This is a genomic window from Dechloromonas sp. CZR5, from assembly GCF_008711155.1.
Classification (GTDB): domain Bacteria; phylum Pseudomonadota; class Gammaproteobacteria; order Burkholderiales; family Rhodocyclaceae; genus Azonexus.
In genome coordinates this window covers 1-19,457 of the sequence record NZ_VUYQ01000004.1, presented here as the reverse complement: position 1 = coordinate 19,457, position 19,457 = coordinate 1, and the positions used below count along the sequence as shown (strand labels likewise).

The window sequence follows — 19,457 nt, the reverse complement described above, 5'->3', positions numbered from 1 at the left end:
GGGCAGGCAGCCCCTATAATCGGCGGATCACTTATTTGACGATATTTCATGGACAGCGAACGCCCGTACCGGCCATTCGGATATAACGCGCTTGGCAGCCCTCCCCAGAGTCCGCTGGCCAAATTGTTCGCGTTCCTGTTGAGTGCCGCCTTCCTCGTCCTGGCTTTCATGTTCTCGCTGGTCGCCCTGGCGGTGGTCGCCGTCCTTGGCCTCGTACTCGGCGGCTGGCTGTGGTGGCGGACCCGGCAACTGCGTCAGCAGATCAATCGCCGACAAGCCGAACAATGGAGCGGCTCCGAGCAGGGAAATCCTTTCCGCGCCGCCGCATCGGGGAGCTCCTCAACCATCATCGACGGCGAGGCGACGCGCATCGTCGACGATGCGACAGGCAGCCCGACGCGCCGACAGGAAGGCTGACTGCCGCGAACGGGCGCGCGAGGCCAGGCTTAACGCAGCTTGGGATTCAGCGAGCCGCGGTTGTAGTCCTTGTCGCCCGGCATCAGGGTACGCCCGACACCGAACAATCCCCCTTGTGCCTCGGCGCTACGCACCTGGTTTTCCGGGTAATCGGCGGCAACCTTGCGGGCCGCTTCGGCCCTGGCCGTATCGACGAACTCCCAGCGTCCGTTCGGAAACAGACGCACCGGCACCCCATCGGACGTAACCGCCTCGATCGGCGGCACGCGATCCGGTTCGGCGGCGAGGCATAGCCCCGCCCCCAGCAGCAGCAAGGTGCCGACCAGCGTTTTCAAAGCTTGGCGTCGACCCAGGCCTGAACTGCAGCCAGCGCAGCCGGCAGGTTTTCCGGCTGGGTTCCGCCGGCCTGCGCCATATCCGGCCGGCCGCCCCCCTTGCCGCCGACCTGCTGGGCCACCAGGTTCACCAGTTCGCCGGCCTTGACCTTGCCGGTCAGGTCGGCAGTGACGCCCGCGATCAACGTCACCTTGCCGTCGGCGACCGAGGACAGGACAATGGCGGCAGACTTCAGCTTGTCCTTCAGCTTGTCCATCGTCTCGCGCAAGGCAGTCACATCGGCCCCTTCCAGGGTCGCGGCCAATACCTTGGCACCCTTCACGTCGACGGCCTGACCGACCAGATCGTCGCCCTGAGAAGCAGCCAGCTTCGATTTCAGGCGGGCCAGTTCCTTTTCCAGCGCGCGGACATTGTCCAGGATGCCGACGACACGCTCGGCAATATCTTCCGGCGTCGTTTTCAACAGTGCGGAGATTCCCTGGACACGGTTTTCCTGCGCCTGCACATAGGCCAGCGCATTGTTGCCGGTGATCGCCTCGACGCGGCGTACGCCAGCGGCGACGCCGGCCTCGCTGACAATCTTGAACAAACCGATGTCGCCCGTGCGGCCAACGTGCGTACCGCCGCACAGTTCCTTGGAGGAGCCGATTGCAACGACACGGACCTCATCGCCGTATTTTTCGCCGAAGAGCATCATCGCGCCGGATTTCTGGGCATCGTCGATGGCCATCACGCGGCTGTCGGTGGCTGCATTGGCCAGAATCTCGGCATTGACGATTTCCTCGACCTCGCGGATTTCCTCGGCCGTCATCGGCTGGGTGTGCGCGAAGTCGAAACGGGTCTTGTCCGGGTCGACCTGGGAGCCCTTCTGTTGCACGTGGCCGCCGAGCACCTGGCGCAAGGCCTTGTGCATCAGGTGGGTCACCGAGTGGTTGCGGGCCGTCGCTGCGCGTGAAACCGCGTCGACTCGGGCTGCGACCTCCTGGCCGAGAACCAGCTTGCCGGTCTTCAGGACACCGTGGTGACCGAAGACAGCCGCCTGTATCTTCAGCGTATCCTCGACGGCGAAGATGCCGCCGAGACCCTTCAGTTCGCCGCGATCGCCGCACTGACCGCCGGATTCGGCATAGAACGGCGTGTTGTCGAGGACGACGACACCGAGGTCGCCTTCGTTCAGTTCATTGACGGCGGCACCGTCCCTGTACAGCGCCAGCACCTTGCCCTTGGCTTCGAGCGATTCGTAGCCGTGGAAGGCGGTTTCCTGGCCGGCGTACTCAAGCGCAACGGCCATCTTGAACTTGCCGGCGGCGCGTGCCTGCTCCTTCTGGCGTGCCATCGCAGCGTCGAAGGCGGCGGCGTCGACGGTGAAGTCGCGTTCGCGACAGATGTCGGCCGTCAGGTCGAGCGGGAAGCCGTAGGTGTCGTGCAACTTGAAGGCGGTTTCGCCGTTGAAGACAGTGACGCCCTTGGCGGCCATGTCGGCCAGTTCGCCTTCGAGGATGGCCATGCCGTGCTCGATGGTGGCGAAGAAGCGGTCCTCCTCCTGCTTCAGCGTGGCAACGACCTTGGCCTGGCTTTCCTTGAGTTCCGGATAGGCTTCGCCCATCTCGGCAACGAGGTCCGGCACCATCTTGTGGAAGAAGGCGGCGCGGGCGCCGAGCTTGTAGCCATGGCGGATGGCGCGGCGGATGATACGGCGCAGGACATAGCCGCGGCCCTCGTTGCCCGGAATGACGCCGTCGGCGATCAGGAAGGAACAGGCGCGGATATGGTCGGCGAGCACCTTCAGCGACGGCGAATTCATGTCGGCATCGCTCGTTTCGCGGGCGGCAGCGGCGATCAGCGCCTGGAACAGGTCGATCTCGTAGTTGGCATGCACGTGCTGCAGCACGGCCGAGATGCGCTCCAGGCCCATGCCGGTGTCGACGGAGGGCTTGGGCAGCGGATGCATGACCCCGGCTTCATCACGGTTGAACTGCATGAACACGTTGTTCCAGATCTCGATGAAGCGGTCGCCGTCTTCTTCCGGCGATCCCGGGGGGCCGCCCCAGTGCTGTTCGCCGTGGTCGTAGAAGATTTCGGTGCACGGGCCGCAGGGGCCGGTGTCGCCCATCATCCAGAAATTGTCGGAGGCATAGCGGGCACCCTTGTTATCGCCGATGCGCACGATCTTCTCGGCCGGCACACCGACTTCCTTGTGCCAGATGTCGTAGGCCTCGTCGTCTTCGGCGTAGACCGTGACCATCAGGCGCTCTTTCGGCAGCTTGTAGACTTCGGTCAGCAGTTCCCAGGCGTACTTGATCGCATCGCGCTTGAAATAATCACCGAAGCTGAAGTTGCCCAGCATTTCGAAGAAGGTGTGGTGACGTGCGGTGTAGCCGACGTTTTCGAGGTCGTTATGCTTGCCGCCGGCACGCACGCATTTCTGCGAGGTGGTGGCGCGGGTGTAGGGGCGCTTGTCGAAACCGAGGAAGACGTCCTTGAACTGGTTCATGCCGGCGTTGGTAAACAGCAGCGTCGGATCGTCGTGCGGAACGAGCGACGAGGAAGCGACGATCTGATGCCCCTTCGAGGCGAAGAAGTCGAGGAATTGCTGGCGGATTTCAGAGCTCTTCATAAGCTGGCAGCCTTCGCGGCGTTGGAATTCGAAACCATCGATTTTAAATGAAAGTCCCCCCTTCAGTGCAGGAGCGTGAGCGCAACGACGGCCTCCGCACAAAAAGAAAAACCCGCTCGACGGCGGGTTCTTCGTATCAGCGTTCCGCAATCAACGCTGGCGTGGGCGGTCCTTGCGACCGTCGTGATTGTAGTCATGCTGACGGTCGTGCTTCTGGCGGTAAATGCGGTCGCTTTGCACCTCCTGTGCCTGATGGAGACGCGCGCGTTCCTGGCGGGTAACCACGCCGTCGGCCTTGGCCCGGTTTTCCATGTTATCGACACGCTGCTGGCCACGCTCCAGGCGGTTCGCCTCACGCTGGGTCAGGCTGCCCGAGGCAACCCCCTGATCGATACGGCGTTCCTGGTTGGCCTGGTGCTGGTCAATGCCCGGCGTATTGGCCTGGGCGAAAGCAAGGGTTGGCAGGACGACGGCGATGGCGGCAAGTGCTCTGATGGTCTTCATGTTTTCCTCCTGAGTGCGGGGCAAAATCCCTGAGCGCATTAGAAGTTAAATCCACTTCGAAATCAGCCGCCCAATTGCAAACCTTTGTAAGCACTTGTTTCGGATGCGAAGAGGTCGAGCCGGTCGGTGAATACGGCACTGACGCCCCGCGCGAACAAGGCTCTTGCCCGTTCCGTATCGTTGACGGTGTAACACAACACCGGAATGGCGGATTCCTTCAATGCGACAAGGGTATCGTCGGCCAGGTGCAAGGCATTGCAGTGCAGCGTGACCGCCTGCAAACGCTGCATCTCCTGCTGCCAATCGACGGGCACCCGCTCGAACAACAAGCCTCGCGAGAGAGCCGGCGCCAGGTCGCGCGCAATCTCCACCGCCTCAAGGGAAAACGACGAGAGCAAGGGCATCACCTCGGCCCCTTGCCACAGGACGTCTACCTGACGGGCAACCACCTCGGCTGTCTGTCGCTCGAAGCCACCAGCCGGCTTGATCTCGACATTGGCCAGCAGCCCGTACTGGCGACACAATGCGGCCGCCTCGGCAAGGCGCGGGATGCGCTCGCCATGGCCGGCATCGAGCGCGAACAGTTCGGCATCCGGCATTTCGCAGACACGCCCGACACCGTTGGTCGTCCGCTCCAGCGTTTCATCGTGAATGAGAACCGGCGTACCGTCCCCCGATAACATCACGTCGAATTCGACAGCCCGATAACCGAGCCGAGCCGCCAGCCTGATACCCGCCAGCGTGTTTTCCGGAGCGAGCGAACCGCCGCCGCGATGGGCAAACCAGCGCGGCAGCGGCAGCTCCATCAGAAGGGTTGCGCCTTCTTCAGGGCCGGCTTCGCATTCAATACGGCATTGCCGCGCGACACCGCCGTATCGAGCGCGGCCTTGGCGGGCTTCTTGTCCGCCCACACGGCTTCCAGCTCCTCGTTCGTGATGATGCGAACCGGGTCGGCATCGGCAACGTGCGGGGCATTCACCGTACCACGCCCCTTCATCGAGGCATAGGCCACTTCAAACGTCTTGTCGCCATCCTGCAGCAGTTTGCTCCGGGCTGCCGCGCGGGCCGCCGCGGTCAGCGGCAAACCGCCATAGATGCGCACCATTTCTATCTGCATTTCCGGAGACAGCAGGAAAGAAACGAATTTTGCCGCCTGCTTGTACTCGGCTGCCGACTTGCCCGCGCCCACCCACAAGGAGCCGCCATCGGCCAGCGTATTCTGGCGACCGCCGTAGACGTCGTCGTGGTACGGCAGCGGTGCCACGCCCAGTTCAACCCCCTTGGCATCGCGGAAATCAACGTGTTCGCGGGAGTTGGTCGTGATCATCGCGCACTCGCCGGCATGGAATCGGGCACTGGCTTCGTCGCGACGCCCGAACAGCTTGAAATAGTTGGCCTTGGCCCAGGTTGCCATCATGGCGATATGCTTGACCTGCGGGAGCCCGTTGAAGATCAACGCCCCCTTGTCGCTGACGGCAGGAACCCCCGAAACGGCGCTGACGTTATCGATATGGACCCAAACCGGCCACGACGACGTATAGGGGCAGGCATAGCCGGCATCCTGAAGCTTGTCGAGGACCCCCTGCATCTCGAACCAGGTCTTCGGCGGCTGCTCGGGGTCCAGCTTCGCCTTGCGGAAAGCATTCTTGTTGTAAAACAGAACCGGCGTCGAATACACCAGCGGCAGGGCGACCAGACGTCCCTTGCTATCCACCGCACCCGCCTTCAGATCAGGGGATAGATCGGCCAGTTGCAGGGGTTGACCTGCCTTGGTCATCATCTCGTGCAAGGGCATGAAGCTCTTCGGTTGAACCAGAATGTCGCTGATGTCGTAACGACGAACCAGATTAAGGCCAGCCGGCTTTTCGCCCTTTTCAAGGCGGGACAGCTTCAGATTCCCTCCCGTTTCCTTGTTGAACCGATCCACCACGGCCTGCAGCTGCTCTTCACCGGCCGGCCCCAGGTTGTGCGCGAGTTCAAAATCGGCAACCACCGCCGGCGCAGCTTTGGCTGCGGTCTTGGCGACCGGCTTGGCCGCTGATGCGTTGGCACAGACAAGGGCCAGGGAAATGGCAACAGCGGAAGGGAGAATGCGATGCTGCATGGGTACTCCGGGAGCGTAAAGCGCTTGATTATACCCGTCAAAATCAGTGCATCGCTTCTCCCTGTCTTTTACAAATATGCGAGAATCGCGAACATGAAAACGTACATCTTAGCCGCCGTCGCCGTCATCGCACTCAACGCATGCGACCAGATCGGCCAGAAGCTTGGCCTGGAAGATCCCGCCAAAAAGGAAGCTCGCATGGAGCCGGAAGCCAAGGCTGTCGGCAGCGCCTGCCGGCAATCGGGCCGTGCCATCGAGGACTGCTACTCGATCTATGGCTGGCTGCCGAAAGCGGGTATCTATGCTGGCTGGCGCGAAATGGACGAATACATGCGGGAAAACAAGCTGGAAACGGTCGCCCCGCAACTTCCGCCCCCGGAACCCCCGGGCGCAAGGAAAAAGGCAAAAAAAGACCCGACTGAAACCGCCTCGGCAAGCGAAGCCAAGGCGGAAAGCAAGGCAGAAGCCAAAGCCGAAGGGGAAAAGAAAGTGGACAAGCACTAAGCCGCCCGACACGCCAGGTTTCCTCTCGGAGAATATCGATGCCTTTCCCGGCTTTCATGGGCGGAATACGCGGAAAACTGATCATCATCTTCGTGCTGATCAAGGTGATTCCGCTTCTGCTGCTCGCCTGGTTTGCCTGGTATGCCACGAGCCATCTGGGTAACGACGTATCGGCCAAGGCCACGAGCATGGCCGATACCGTGCTGGTGACCATGAAATCCATGGGCAAGACCGTCACCGACGATTCGATACGCGCGCTGGACCTGCGTTCGCGCGAAGCGATCGAGGCTCTGACGACGGACACCGCCAAGGAAATCGCCAGCTTTCTGTATGACCGCGACGAGGATATCCGTCAGGCAGCCACCCTCCCCCTTTCCGAAGAGGCTTTCGGACAGTTTCTGGACCAGCACCAGCGCGACATCTATCAGCACGGACCGTGGCGCCTCGCCGACGACGGGAAATCCTGGGTCCCCGCACAACCGGTCGTGCGCGAGACAAAAGCCACTCGCACTCCCCTGCCCGACAACGCCCGGGATTTTCATGCGCGCCCCCGGGAATACCTCGGAGAACGCCGGCGCCGTCCGCTATTCATTGAAATCACCTTCGTCGACCTGGCCGGCAATGAAAAAATCAAGGTCACGCGAGGCGACCTGACCGACAAGCGTCGGTTGAACATTGCCGATCCGGCGAACACCTTCGTGAAGGCCGAAAAATATTTTGCCGAGCTAGGCAAACTCAAGCCAGGGGAAATACACGTCTCCAACGTGATCGGCGCCTATGTGTCGACGCATACCCTGGGCCCCTATCTTCCCGCAGTTCTCGAAAAAGCCGGAAAACCCTTCAAGCCCGAAGACTCAGCTTATGCCGGCACGGAAAACCCGGTCGGCAAGCGCTTCCGCGGAATTGTCCGCTGGGCCATGCCGGTGGTCAGGGGTGGCCGGATCACCGGCTATGTCACACTGGCCCTCGACCACGACCACATCCGCCAGTTCTCCGATCGCCTGATGCCGACCGAGGAACGCTTCACCCCGATCGCCGATGCGATCAAGGGCAACTATGCCTTTCTCTGGGATCACAACAGCCGCTCGATTTCCCACCCCCGCGACTACATGATCGTTGGCTACGACCCGCGAACCGGTCGCCCGGCCACGCCATGGATGGATGAAGCGCTTTACGCGGAATGGCAAGCCAGCGGCAAGCCCTCCGACGAATTTCTTGCCAGCGTACCGCCCTTCCGTGACCAGAATCTGACACGCAAGCCAGCCAAGGCACAAATTGAGGCCGGGAGCATCGGTCTCGACTGTCGTTACCTCAATTTCTCGCCGCAGTGCGATGGCTGGAACACCCTGACCGAACACGGTGGATCAGGTTCCTTCGCGATTTTCTTCTCAGGCTTGTGGAAACTCACCACGGCAGCCGCGATCCCCTATTACACCGGACAGTACGGCAAGACGCAGCAGGGATTCGGTTTCGTCACCATCGGTGCCAATGTCGATGAATTCCATAAGGCCGCAACCGACACGGCAATGCGGATCAACGCCCTGGTCGAGCAGAAGGATGCCGACTTCAAGAGTCATCGCAGCGCACTGCTCGATCACATCAGCGACAGCCTGACAAGCACCGCATTCGGCCTGTGGGGCTCGACCTTGCTGATGGTGATCATCGTCATCGGCATTGCCGTCTGGATCGCCGGACTGCTGACCCGGCGGATTACCGGGATGATCGACGGCATTCACGACTTCCAGCGCGGCAACCTCAGGCGACGGCTCGATTCGCGAGGCACTGACGAAATGGGCGAACTGGCCCGATCCTTCAACCACATGGCCGATTCCGTAGAGGAATCGTTCAAACGCCTCGATGACGCACGCGAAAAAGCCGAGGAAGCCAGTCGCCAGAAATCGGCCTTCCTGGCCACCATGTCGCACGAATTGCGAACCCCGCTCAACGGCATACTGGGTTTCGCCGAGCTCCTGAAACTCGAACTGGCCAATTCAACCCATCAGGAATACGCTACGATCATTGAGCAGAGCGGCAGTCATCTGCTCCGCCTGGTTAATGAAATACTCGACCTGGTCAAGATCGAGTCGGGAGAAATGGACTTCCAGTCCGTTCCGACGTCCATCCTGGGTCTTGTCGAGGAATGTGCCGCGCAACACAGGACTCACGCAGAAGACAAAGGACTCGGCTTCCTGGTCCGCCTTGCCGAAGGGCTTCCGGCCCAATTCCCGACCGACCCGATACGCCTGCGCCAGATTCTCGACAACCTGCTCAGCAATGCAGTGAAATTCACGTCACGCGGTGAAATTTCCCTTACTGTCAGCCGGATTGACGACGAAATTGCGTTTTCCGTATGCGATACCGGCATGGGCATCCCCGAGGACAGCCAGGAAACGGTTTTCGAGAAGTTCAAGCAACTGGAGCATTTCCTGACCCGGGAGCAAGGCGGAACGGGGCTTGGACTCGCCTTGGTCAAACAACTCGTCGACCGCATGGGCGGTCGAATCACGTTGGCCTCCGAGGTCGACATCGGCTCGACCTTTACCGTATTCCTTCCGATTGGAGCGATGAATGACTGATGAACTGCTAGCCCTGGTCGTGGATGATCAGCCCACCAATCGCCTGCTCGCATCGGCGCTGCTCAAGCGCCTGGGCTGGAACGTCAAGGAAGCTGCGGACGGATTGACCGCCCTGGCCCTGGCAAAGCAAAACACTTTCCGCCTGATCCTGCTCGACATCAGCATGCCCGGACTATCCGGCGAGGAGACCTGCGCCCAGCTCAAGGCCAGCACCCTCGCGCCTCCGCCGAAAATCATCGCCTACACGGCGCATGCTTTTCAGGAGGATCTGGACCGCCTGAGAAGCCTCGGCTTCGACGATGTGCTCGTCAAACCGATCAACCGGCAGCAGCTTGAAACGATGGTCGGCAGCCTTTGAACCCGAGCATTTTCCGACAAAGGCCATAAGCTCCCCACCCGACGGTCCACGTATTCTGACCGACGGTGGATGGTAGGCGTATAATTCCGGCCCATGTCTGAAATCAATACCTTAGCCGGTCAAGCAACCGGCACCCCGGCTGCCGAAACAGCCCCCGAAATCACCTTTGCCGACCTTGGCCTCGCGCCCGAACTGCTGCGTGCCGTTACCGACGAGGGTTACACCAAGCCGACGCCGATCCAGGCCAAAGCCATTCCGCTCGTCATCAGTGGCAAGGACATCATGGGCGGCGCCCAGACCGGTACCGGCAAGACGGCCGCCTTCACGCTGCCCATCCTGCAGCGCATCCTGCCCTTCGCCAGCAGCAGCCCGTCGCCGGCCAAGCACCCGGTACGCGCCCTGATCCTCGCCCCGACCCGCGAACTGGCCCTGCAGGTCTTCGAATCGGTCAAGGCCTACAGCAAGCACACGCCGATCCGCGCCATGTGCGCCTTCGGCGGCGTCGACATCAAGCCGCAGATCGCCGAACTGAAGAAAGGCGTCGAAATCCTCGTCGCCACCCCGGGCCGTCTGCTCGACCATGTCGAGAACAAGAGCGTCAGCTTCAATTCCGTACAGGCCCTGGTCCTCGACGAAGCCGACCGCATGCTCGACATGGGCTTCATCCCCGACGTCACGCGCATTCTGAAAATGCTGCCGGCCCAGCGCCAGAGCCTGCTCTTCTCGGCCACCTTCTCGGAAGAAATCAAGAAGCTGGCCGACACCATGCTGCAGGCGCCCGTACTGGTCGAGGTCGCCCGCCGCAATCAGGTATCCGACACCATCACCCACCGCGTCCATCCCGTCTCCGAATACGGCAAGCGCGGCCTGCTGACCAAGCTGCTCAAATCCGGTGAAATCCGCCAGTGCATCGTCTTCATGCGCACCAAGCAGGGCTGTTCGCGCCTGACCCGCGAACTGCAGCGGGCCGGCATCCACGCCGATGCGATCCACGGCGACAAGAGCCAGATCGACCGCATCAAGGCACTCGACGCCTTCAAGGCCGGCGAAACGCATGCCCTGATCGCTACCGACGTTGCCGCCCGCGGACTGGATGTCGACGACCTGCCCTACGTCATCAACTACGAACTGCCGCACACGCCGGAAGATTACGTCCATCGTATCGGGCGTACCGGCCGTGCAGGCAAGATGGGCAATGCCATCTCGCTCGTTAGCGCACACGAGGTCGGCTATCTGGTCGATATCGAAAAGCTGATCAAGCGCCCCATTGAACAGGTCGAAGTGGCCGGCTTCGAACCGGAACCGGAATACGAGTACCCGCCGGGGAACAAGCGCAAGCGCTCATCGGCACCGCCGCCGAAGGCGCCGCTGGCCAACAAGCCGGAACGCCATGAACGCGGCGACCGGCGCCCGCCGCGTCGCAACCCGATGATCGCTGCCGACGGTTTCGATTTCAGCAAGCCTTACGAGGAAAGCACCCCACGTGGCGAGATTCCGGACTCGCCCACGGCACCGCCCAAAGCCGACCCGCACAAGCCCAAACGCGTTGTGGCCGCGCTGCTCGGCGGCCTGGGCCGCAAGTAAGAGTAGCCAGCATACAAAAACGGCGCCATCCAGGCGCCGTTTTTCTTTTCATGTCCCGTCGATCAGGGCCGGGAACGAGGCACAAAGCCAGGCGGTGGTGCCGGTTTCTTGGGCGGCAGCGCCTCGATCAGTTTGATAACAGCCAGCGACAGGTTATCCCCGCCGCCATTGGCCCGCTGCCGCGCCTTGTCGATCAGGATTTCGCAGGCCTGGCGCGCCGAATTCTCGGCCACCAGCGTGCCCAGTTCGCGATCGTCGAAGTAAGCCCACAAACCGTCCGAACACAAGACGAAGGAATCGCCGGCAGTCAGTTCAGTCACCTCATCGAGCGTGATCTTGGGCTCATCCTGCCCCCCCAGCGAGGCCAGCAGGACATTGCGGTTGGGATGCGTAAGCGCCTGTTCGGCAGTGATTTTTCCTGACGCCAGGAGGTGCTCGACGTAGGAGTGATCCACCGTCCGGCGAATCAGTTGATTACCCCGGAAATGATACAAGCGACTATCACCACAATGCCCCCAGGTAACCCGCCCCGGCTGGAGCAACAGCATGACCGCCGTACTGTGCGGGTCCATTTCGTTGATGAAACGCGACGCCTTGATCATGGTGTGTGCCTCGGCCATGCTGTTTTCCAGCATGCCTTGCGGGCATTCGTCGGCACCGAGAAAGTGGTCCAGATTGGTTTTCGCGGTATGGATGACCTGCTCGGCAGCCAGGGCGCCGCCGGTGTGCCCTCCCATGCCGTCAGCGACCACGGCAAGCGCCACGCCCTTGCGGCGGGCATGAGCCAGAATCGCCACACGATCCTGCTGTTCCTTGCGATCCCCTTGATGTTGCGCAGCGCACGCGTCGACAGCTATCGACATCCCACCTCCCTTTGAAGCAACAGGTTATCACGAAAGGCAAAAAGCTCGATTAACACTGTTGCAACGTCGGTTTCCAAGCGCTCAGGAGGCATTGGCAACCCCCTGAAAACGCTCGAGGATGATATCCACGAACTCCGGTAAGGTATCGTCGCTCAGCCCCAGCTCGGGCAGCACATCGCCGCGAATGGCATCCCATTCCGGGTTGTCCATGCGCTGGTCGACGCAATGTATCTCGATGGCCAGCTGCAGGATGGCGACCATGCTGCGCGCCTCATGGGCACCCAGCTCGTTGATCGAATGATGGTAGCGAATGGCGTCGCAGATGAATTCCGGCAGGCACCAGTGGCGGGCGACCAGATAGCCGACCACGCAATGATCGGCGTTGAACTTGCGGTCCTCCTCGGCGATGTCTATCCACTGCCCCGGTGCACCGAGCTGCATTTCGGCGCAGTAGGTCGGGAAGCGCTGCATCAATAGCGGCACGCCGCAGTCGTGGAATATACCGGCCAGATAGGCCTGGTCAGGGAAGATATTGCACACGGCAATACGCTCGTCGGCAATCAGCATGGCCAGTTGGGCGATGGTATGCGAACGCGCCCAGAAAGCCTCGTAGACTTGGCGGTTCTTCTTGATCGCCCCAAGTCCGGCGAGCGAAATGGCCTGCACCAGATTGAAAGTCTGGCGCACGCCGACGGCATGGAGAATTTCCTCAACCGTACTCATCGGGGGATGCTGGCGATACGCGGAATTCCCCACGATCTTGAACAGTATCGCCGTCAGCCCGGGATCCTGGTTGATGACACGAGCCAGCAGACGGACATCCATTTCCTTGCGCGCCATCAGCTTGCGCAACTCATCAAGAACACGCGGCTGAGGGGGAATCTTCACACCGCCCTCAAGCAACCGCTTGATCCGCCCTACCCCCTGCTCATCCAGTGATTTCGTAATCTCGAAAACGGAATTTCCGACCTCAGCCATCACGCCAAACCCTCATCTATCAGTTCTATCCAGTGCCTGACCGGCAGGCTGCATCCAGCTTGCAGATGCGTCAGGCAGCCGATGTTCGCGGTCGCGATCCGAGCAGGCTCGCCGAGCTGTAGCGCATGCAGCTTGTTGTCGCGCAGACGGCCCGCCAACTCTGGCTGCAACACCGAATAGGTACCCGCCGAACCGCAACAAAGATGCGCATCGGGTACCGCGGTCAAAACGTAGCCAGCCGCCTGTAACAGCATTTCGATCACACCGCGAATTTTCAATCCATGCTGCAAGGTGCAAGGGGAATGAAACGCCAACCTACCCCGCTCGCCCGCACATGCAGCGAAAAGCGGCAACAGTGTATCCGTTTCTGCCGCAAGAATCTCGGCTGGATCGCGACAAAGCGTGCTGATGCGCTGCGCTTTTTCAGCATAGGCAGGATCATCGGCGAGGAGATGTCCATAATCCCGGACCTGAACGCCACAACCCGACGCGGTGACCACGATCGCCTCGACCCCGGCCTCGACATGCGGCCACCAGGCATCGATATTGCGGCGCATGTCGGCTTTGCCATCATCCTGCGCGTTGAGGTGAAAACGCACGGCGCCACAGCAACCGGCCTTGCCCTCTTCGAACAGCGTGACATCGAGACGATCCAGCACACGCGCCAGTGCCGCGTTGGTATTCGGTGCCAGCGATGGCTGGACGCAACCGGCAAGCACGAGCATCCGTCGGCTGTGCGCCTTGCCTGCCGGCCACGGGCGGGCTGCAGGCATCGCCGGCGGCAGTTTGTCGGCAAGTGCTGCAGGCAACAGCGGCTTCATCACCCGCCCCACGGCAACGGCCGAAGCAAACAGTGCCGGGTTCGGGAGGACCGTCTTGAGCAACGCGCGCGTCAGTCGGTCACCCAGGCGGCGAGGCAGTTTTTCCTCCACCACCATGCGGCCGACGTCAAGCAAATGACTGTATTTGACACCGGATGGGCAGGTCGTTTCGCAGGAGCGGCAGGTCAAGCAACGATCGAGATGCGTCCGTGTCTTCTCGCTGACCGGCTTGCCTTCAAGCACCTGCTTGATCAGGTAGATACGGCCCCGCGGACCGTCCAACTCGTCGCCCAGCAGTTGATATGTCGGACAGGTTGCCGTACAGAAGCCGCAATGCACGCATTTGCGCAGAATCTCCTCGGCCACCCGCCCGGCATGGGTTGCCCGCAGTTCGTCGGTGAGTTTGGTATCCATCAGAACTCCGCGTACAAACGCCCTGGATTCAGGATGCCCTTCGGGTCGAAGGATTTTTTGAGGCGCCGGTGCAGCGCCAGCATGGCCGGAGACAGCGGGGCAAATGCACCCTCCAGGCAGCGCAGCGACTCGGGAGAGCGATAGAGCGTCGCATGGCCGCCCAGACGAGCGGCCGCTCCTCGTGCGGCCTCCTGCTCCCCGGCATACCAACGCAGCGCACCGCCCCATTCGATGGCGCGCAAGCCGGCCAAACCGGGGTCGCCGGCAGTCGACGGCAGCGCCAGACGCCACAGGATGTCAGCGGTGAACGCCGGATGCGTCTGTTCGCGCACTGACGCCCATAAACTGCCGCCGTCAGCCACCTCAGTGCCGCCCAGCTTGCGCATCGCCGCATCGACCGCAGCCCTTGCGCCGGAGAGGCGCAGCCAGAGTTGCCCGTCGTGCCAGAACGAAGCGGATATCGGCAATGGCTGTCCACCCCAGAGATTCAAGCGGGAAATCGCTTCATCGGCATCCATCGCAAACACCAGCGTCTGTTCCGCCGTCGGACGTGGCAGTACTTTCAGGGTGACCTCGGCCAGTACTCCTAGGGTACCCAAGCTGCCGGCCAGCAGGCGCGAAACGTCATAGCCGGCAACGTTCTTCATGACCTGTCCACCGAAATTGAGCACCTGCCCGGCGCCGTCGACCAACCTGGCCCCGAGCATGAAATCGCGCACGGCCCCCGCTTGCGACCGACGCGGACCGGACAGGCCAGCCGCTACGCAGCCGCCAATGCTTGCTCCCGAAAAGCGTGGCGGCTCGAACGCCAGCAACTGCCCTTGCTCCGCCAGAGCCGCTTCAATCTCGGCCAGCGGCGTGCCGCAGCGGGCCGTGATATACAGTTCGGTCGGTTCGTAAGCCACGATGCCACGGTATCCGCCGACATCGAGGAGTTCTCCGGACAGCATCCCGCCATAGAAATCCTTGCTGCCGGCGCCGCGAATACGCAAGGCGGACTGGCTGTCGTGCGCCGTCCTGACTGCCTGAACGATCTCGTCGAGTGTCATCAGAAACGCTCCAGTTCCGGAAACTTGAGTTGCCCGCGATGCACGTGCATACGGCCGTACTCGGCGCAGCGATGCAGGCTGGGCACGGCCTTGCCTGGGTTGAGCAGCCCCTGCTCATCGAAAGCGTGCTTGATGCCGCGAAAGGCATCGAGTTCCGGCGTCGCATACTGGACGCACATCTGATTGATTTTTTCGATGCCCACGCCGTGCTCGCCCGTGATCGACCCGCCCAGCGCCACCGAGAGCTCGAGTATTTCGGCGCCGAAAGCCTCGGCCCTTTCCCAGTTTCCCGGTTCCGAAGCGTCGTACATGATCAGCGGATGGAGGTTGCCATCCCCGGCGTGAAAGACGTTGGCACAGCGCAGTCCGTATTTGCGTTCCATGTCGGCAATGGCCGACAGCATCTCGGCCAGCCGCTTGCGCGGAATGGTGCCGTCCATGCAATAGTAGTCCGGCGTGATCCTTCCAACCGCCGGGAAGGCTGCCTTGCGTCCGGCCCAGAAACGAAGGCGTTCGGCCTCCGACTGCGAAACGCTGATGTTGCTGGCCCCCGCCTCTTTCAGCACATTGGTGACGCGGGCGATCTCCTCAGCCACCTCTTCCGGCGTACCGTCCGATTCGCAGAGCAGGATGGCCTCGGCATCCAGATCGTAGCCGGCCTTCACGAAGGGCTCGACCGCCGCCGTCGCCGGCTTGTCCATCATTTCCAGACCGGCCGGAATGATGCCGGCGGCAATAATGGCGGCGACCGCGTCGCCGGCCTTGGCCACATCGGCAAACGAGGCCATGACAACCTGCGCCAGTTCCGGTTTGGGAACCAGCTTGACGGTCACCTCGGTCACCACGCCCAGCATCCCTTCCGAACCGATGAACAGCGCCAGCATGTCGTAACCCGGCGAATCGGGACCTTCCGAGCCCATCTCGAAAACTTCGCCCTCGATACTGACCACGCGGATACGCAGTACGTTGTGGACGGTCAGGCCGTACTTCAGGCAGTGCACGCCGCCCGAGTTTTCCGCCACATTCCCGCCCAGCGTGCAAGCAATCTGAGACGACGGATCGGGGGCGTAATACAGGCCATGCGGCGCCGCCGCCTCGGAGACGGCAAGGTTGCGCACCCCGGGTTGGACCACGGCCAGCCGGGCCAGCGGGTCGACGCGCAGAATCCTGTTGAAGCGTGCCAGCGACAGCACGACACCGTGGGCGTGGGGCATCGCACCGCCCGAAAGCCCGGTACCGGCACCGCGAGCCACTACCGGAACGCCCAGCTGATGACAGGTGCGCAGAATGTCGATCACCTGCCCTTCGTTCTCGGGCAAACAAACCACCAGCGGCAGTTCGCGGAATGCCGTCAGTCCATCGCATTCATACGGGCGCAAATCCTCCTCGTCGGCGAGCAGGCAACGAGGAGGCAGATAGAGTCGCAGGCGCCTGAGCAGAGCATCCTTGTCGACCGAAAACGGGGTGTCGTTCATTGCACTCATCATGGCGGCTTCACCTGATCAGAAGGGGATGAGGATCATCGGCAGTGGTAGGTTTTGGCCCGGACGAACGGCAGATCGCCCGGAGCAGAAAACAATAACACGCATCACTATCGGCGAGCCTCCCGCCGCCGTCGCGAAGTATCGTGCCCAAGCTCACCGAGGCAACCAGCCGAGCCCGGCTTCGGTCGTGGCCAGTGGTTTGTATTCGCACCCGACCCACCCCGCATAACCCAGACGATCCAGCAGCGAGAACAGGAAAGGATAGTGAATCTCGCCCGTGCCCGGTTCGTGGCGTCCGGGATTGTCCGCGATCTGGACATGCCCGATCAGATCGATATTCTCTTCTATCGTGCGCGCCAGATCGCCCCGGATAATCTGTGCGTGATAAAGATCGAGCTGCAGCCTGACGTTGCTGCGGTCGATACGTTCGATCAGCCGGAGGGACTTGTCGATATCGTCCAGCCAGTATCCGGGAATATCGATCCGGCTGTTGATCGGCTCGACCATGACGGTGGTTCCGACAGTTGCAAAACGGTCGGCGGCATGGCGCAAGTTGGCGATATAAATCGCCTCCAACTCAGCCTCGGCAACACCCCATGGACGCAAACCCGCCATGCAATGAACCCGCTCGCAATCAAGGAGCATCGCATAGTTCAAAGCCTGTTCGACGCCTTCCGAAAACTCTCCCTGACGTCCGGGCAAACATGCCAGTCCACGCTCGCCATTGGCCCAATCGCCGGGAGGAAGGTTAAACAACACCTGTTCCACATCAGCCGCCTTCAAGCACTCGGCAAGCTCACGGGCGGGCCAGTCGTAGGGGAAGAGATACTCGACGCCCTGAAAACCGGCCGCGGCGGCAAGACGAAAACGCTCCCGGAATGCATGCTCGGTGAACAGGAAACTGAGGTTGGCAGCGAACTTTGGCATGGGCAGGACGGTCTCTCGCACGGCCTGTCAGTATAATCTGCACCTACAAGGAGAAACATCGTGAGTGAGAAGAGCAACGCCAACGAACGCAAGGGAAACCGCCTTTCCAAAATTGTTACCCGTACCGGAGATGGCGGAACCACCGGGCTAGGCGATGGTAGCCGAACCACCAAGGACAGCCTCCGTATCGACGCCATCGGCGAGGTGGACGAACTGAATTCGACCATTGGACTGCTGCTCTGCGAAGAACTGCCAGACCCTGTCCGCGCTGCCTTGCTCGATATTCAGCATGACCTGTTCGATCTGGGCGGCGAACTTTGCCTCCCCGGCATGGCCATCATGAAGGAGGCTCAAGTTGCCCGTCTCGAGGAACTGGCTGAAACCTTCAATCGGGATCTGCCCATGCTCAAGGAATTCATCCTGCCAGGCGGAAGTCGCCCGGCCGCCGTTGCCCACCTCTGCCGAACCGTGTGCCGACGTGCAGAACGTGCGATGGTTCGACTGCATGGAGCAGAAGCACTTTCGGAAGAAGCCCGGCGCTTCATCAACCGACTATCCGACCTGCTGTTCATTCTTGGCCGACTGCTCAATCGCGCCAGCGGACGGGGCGACGTACTCTGGCAGAAAGCCAAGAACGCCGAGTAAGCTCACCGTCAGGGCTGCACACTCCGCATAGAACTCCGAGTTGAATCGTGTACCGCGTTGTCACCCGCTACCGCAATGGAACCGAGCGCCCCATCATTGAGTATGGGCCATGGCATCCCTCTCGGCAGCACACCGAATATTGGGCGGAACAGTTGCGCCTTGCCGGATATATCGTGGAAATAGACAGTCAGGCCGGCAAGGTCCCAGAGGACAACGCCGACCTTGCCTCTGCGCTTGCCAGCATGGCGTGATCCCTAGGGTTGTAGGGAACCCAATCGATTGGCGTATCATCCAGGAATAAAAACCTAGGAGACAAACCCCAATGAACCTTCCTGCGTTCAATACGATAGCGCTTGCTCTCAGCGACCATGTCGCTGACATCCGGCTGAACCGCCCGGACAAGTCGAATGCCCTCAACGAGACGATGTGGCAGGAAATACGACAGGCCTTCGAATGGGTGGATTGCTCGCCAGAGGTACGCGTTGCCATATTGAGCGGAGAAGGCAGGAACTTCTGTTCCGGCATAGACCTCAGCATGCTGGGCGGAATCCAACAACAGATAGCCAATCCGGACGGTGCCCGTAGCCGGGAAACCCTGCGCCGCATCATCCTTGACCTCCAAGGCTGCCTGAGCAGCATCGAGCAATGCCGAAAGCCTGTTCTTGCGGCCATCCATGGCGCCTGTATTGGTGGAGCACTCGACCTTGTCACCTGCTGCGACATGCGTTACATCACCAGTGACGCCGTGTTTTCCATCAAGGAAATCGATATCGGCATGGTTGCCGATGTCGGAACGCTTCAACGACTTCCACGACTGATCGGCGCCGGCATCGCTCGTGAGCTGGCCTTCACCGGACGCACGGTCGACGCAAACGAAGCCGTTTCCCTTGGACTGGCAAACCGGATGTTCCCGTCCCGGGAAACGCTACTGGCGGGCGTACAGGAGATAGCGGCAAGCATCAGTCGCAAATCCCCCCTTGCCATTCGCGGCACGAAGGAAATCCTGAACTATAGCCGTGACCACAGCGTCGCCGACGGATTGAACTACGTCGCAACCTGGAATGCTGCGATGCTGCTATCGAGCGATCTCAGGGAAAGTATGGCCGCACAACACGAAGACCGCCGACCAACCTTCCAAGCCTAATCGGACGGGGAGTTGTTCCACAGCTGCAACCAGAGTCTGGCTTTTTTTTAAAGCGTAAAAACCCCGTTACTGGATTAGTAACGGGGTTTTTGAATGGGAGTCTGGCGTTGACCTACTTTCGCGAGCGGAAGC

General features: G+C 61.2%; 19 protein-coding genes. 8 read left to right on the top strand and 11 right to left on the bottom strand.

The annotated features are described in order from the left end of the window. Positions 1 to 48: 48 nt before the first annotated feature. A complete protein-coding gene (locus tag F1002_RS12150) occupies positions 49 to 417 on the top strand; it encodes a hypothetical protein (RefSeq protein ID WP_150429316.1) in 369 nt (122 codons plus the stop codon). 29 nt (positions 418 to 446) lie between these two features. On the opposite strand, the gene F1002_RS12145 is transcribed toward F1002_RS12150, so the two are convergent. The 5 genes from F1002_RS12145 to F1002_RS12125 all read right to left on the bottom strand — a co-directional run bounded on the left by F1002_RS12145 (position 447) and on the right by F1002_RS12125 (position 5,978). After that, complete coding sequence (locus F1002_RS12145; protein ID WP_150429315.1) at positions 447 to 752, bottom strand: hypothetical protein; 306 nt, start codon at positions 750 to 752, stop codon at positions 447 to 449. Beyond that, positions 749 to 3,370 carry an alanine--tRNA ligase gene (alaS, locus tag F1002_RS12140; RefSeq protein ID WP_150429314.1) on the bottom strand — a complete coding sequence of 874 codons (2,622 nt, stop codon included), beginning with the start codon at positions 3,368 to 3,370 and terminating at the stop codon, positions 749 to 751. Before alaS ends, F1002_RS12145 begins: the two co-directional genes overlap by 4 nt. Positions 3,371 to 3,520: 150 nt before the next feature. Further along, the gene (locus tag F1002_RS12135) at positions 3,521 to 3,874 is read right to left on the bottom strand and encodes a hypothetical protein (RefSeq protein ID WP_150429313.1); all 354 of its coding nucleotides are present in this window, start codon (positions 3,872 to 3,874) and stop codon (positions 3,521 to 3,523) included. Positions 3,875 to 3,936: 62 nt separating this feature from the next. Continuing rightward, positions 3,937 to 4,680, bottom strand: a complete 744-nt coding sequence (gene ugpQ, locus F1002_RS12130; RefSeq protein WP_150429312.1) for a glycerophosphodiester phosphodiesterase — start codon at positions 4,678 to 4,680, stop codon at positions 3,937 to 3,939. Then, a complete protein-coding gene (locus F1002_RS12125) occupies positions 4,680 to 5,978 on the bottom strand; it encodes an extracellular solute-binding protein (protein WP_150429311.1) in 1,299 nt (432 codons plus the stop codon). The genes ugpQ and F1002_RS12125 overlap by 1 nt, the downstream gene beginning before the upstream one ends. A 24-nt stretch (positions 5,979 to 6,002) precedes the next feature. Between F1002_RS12125 and F1002_RS12120 the strand changes: the two genes are divergently transcribed. From F1002_RS12120 to F1002_RS12105, 4 genes are all read left to right on the top strand, one after another. Further along, positions 6,003 to 6,482: a hypothetical protein gene (locus F1002_RS12120; RefSeq protein ID WP_223879580.1), complete on the top strand. Its 480-nt coding sequence runs from the start codon at positions 6,003 to 6,005 to the stop codon at positions 6,480 to 6,482. 38 nt (positions 6,483 to 6,520) lie between these two features. After that, positions 6,521 to 9,058, top strand: coding sequence for an ATP-binding protein (locus F1002_RS12115; RefSeq protein WP_150429310.1), 2,538 nt, complete (start codon positions 6,521 to 6,523; stop codon positions 9,056 to 9,058). After that, the gene (locus F1002_RS12110) at positions 9,051 to 9,416 is read left to right on the top strand and encodes a response regulator (protein WP_150429309.1); all 366 of its coding nucleotides are present in this window, start codon (positions 9,051 to 9,053) and stop codon (positions 9,414 to 9,416) included. Before F1002_RS12115 ends, F1002_RS12110 begins: the two co-directional genes overlap by 8 nt. Positions 9,417 to 9,575: 159 nt before the next feature. Then, positions 9,576 to 11,000 (top strand): DEAD/DEAH box helicase, encoded by a 1,425-nt coding sequence (locus tag F1002_RS12105; RefSeq protein ID WP_150429598.1) that lies wholly within the window; start codon positions 9,576 to 9,578, stop codon positions 10,998 to 11,000. 62 nt (positions 11,001 to 11,062) lie between these two features. On the opposite strand, the gene F1002_RS12100 is transcribed toward F1002_RS12105, so the two are convergent. From F1002_RS12100 to hyi, 6 genes are all read right to left on the bottom strand, one after another. Then, positions 11,063 to 11,863 carry a PP2C family serine/threonine-protein phosphatase gene (locus F1002_RS12100; RefSeq protein WP_150429308.1) on the bottom strand — a complete coding sequence of 267 codons (801 nt, stop codon included), beginning with the start codon at positions 11,861 to 11,863 and terminating at the stop codon, positions 11,063 to 11,065. An 81-nt stretch (positions 11,864 to 11,944) separates the two neighbouring features. Further along, a complete protein-coding gene (locus tag F1002_RS12095; protein WP_223879579.1) occupies positions 11,945 to 12,751 on the bottom strand; it encodes an HDOD domain-containing protein in 807 nt (268 codons plus the stop codon). A gap of 89 nt (positions 12,752 to 12,840) precedes the next feature. Beyond that, positions 12,841 to 14,076 (bottom strand): glycolate oxidase subunit GlcF, encoded by a 1,236-nt coding sequence (gene glcF / locus F1002_RS12090; RefSeq protein WP_150429306.1) that lies wholly within the window; start codon positions 14,074 to 14,076, stop codon positions 12,841 to 12,843. Beyond that, entirely contained in the window at positions 14,076 to 15,125 is a 1,050-nt protein-coding gene (gene glcE / locus F1002_RS12085) for a glycolate oxidase subunit GlcE (protein ID WP_150429305.1), read from the bottom strand. The genes glcF and glcE overlap by 1 nt, the downstream gene beginning before the upstream one ends. Continuing rightward, the gene (locus F1002_RS12080; RefSeq protein WP_223879578.1) at positions 15,125 to 16,612 is read right to left on the bottom strand and encodes an FAD-linked oxidase C-terminal domain-containing protein; all 1,488 of its coding nucleotides are present in this window, start codon (positions 16,610 to 16,612) and stop codon (positions 15,125 to 15,127) included. Before F1002_RS12080 ends, glcE begins: the two co-directional genes overlap by 1 nt. 150 nt (positions 16,613 to 16,762) lie before the next feature. After that, positions 16,763 to 17,536 (bottom strand): hydroxypyruvate isomerase, encoded by a 774-nt coding sequence (hyi, locus tag F1002_RS12075; protein WP_150429596.1) that lies wholly within the window; start codon positions 17,534 to 17,536, stop codon positions 16,763 to 16,765. A gap of 60 nt (positions 17,537 to 17,596) precedes the next feature. Here hyi and F1002_RS12070 point away from each other — a divergent pair, with 60 nt between their 5' ends. The 3 genes from F1002_RS12070 (at position 17,597) to F1002_RS12060 (ending at position 19,325) form a co-directional block, all read left to right on the top strand. Further along, a complete protein-coding gene (locus F1002_RS12070; protein ID WP_150429304.1) occupies positions 17,597 to 18,181 on the top strand; it encodes a cob(I)yrinic acid a,c-diamide adenosyltransferase in 585 nt (194 codons plus the stop codon). A 47-nt stretch (positions 18,182 to 18,228) separates the two neighbouring features. Next, positions 18,229 to 18,432 carry a hypothetical protein gene (locus F1002_RS12065; protein WP_150429303.1) on the top strand — a complete coding sequence of 68 codons (204 nt, stop codon included), beginning with the start codon at positions 18,229 to 18,231 and terminating at the stop codon, positions 18,430 to 18,432. Between the two features lie 71 nt (positions 18,433 to 18,503). After that, positions 18,504 to 19,325: a crotonase/enoyl-CoA hydratase family protein gene (locus tag F1002_RS12060; protein ID WP_150429302.1), complete on the top strand. Its 822-nt coding sequence runs from the start codon at positions 18,504 to 18,506 to the stop codon at positions 19,323 to 19,325. Positions 19,326 to 19,457 lie beyond the last annotated feature (132 nt).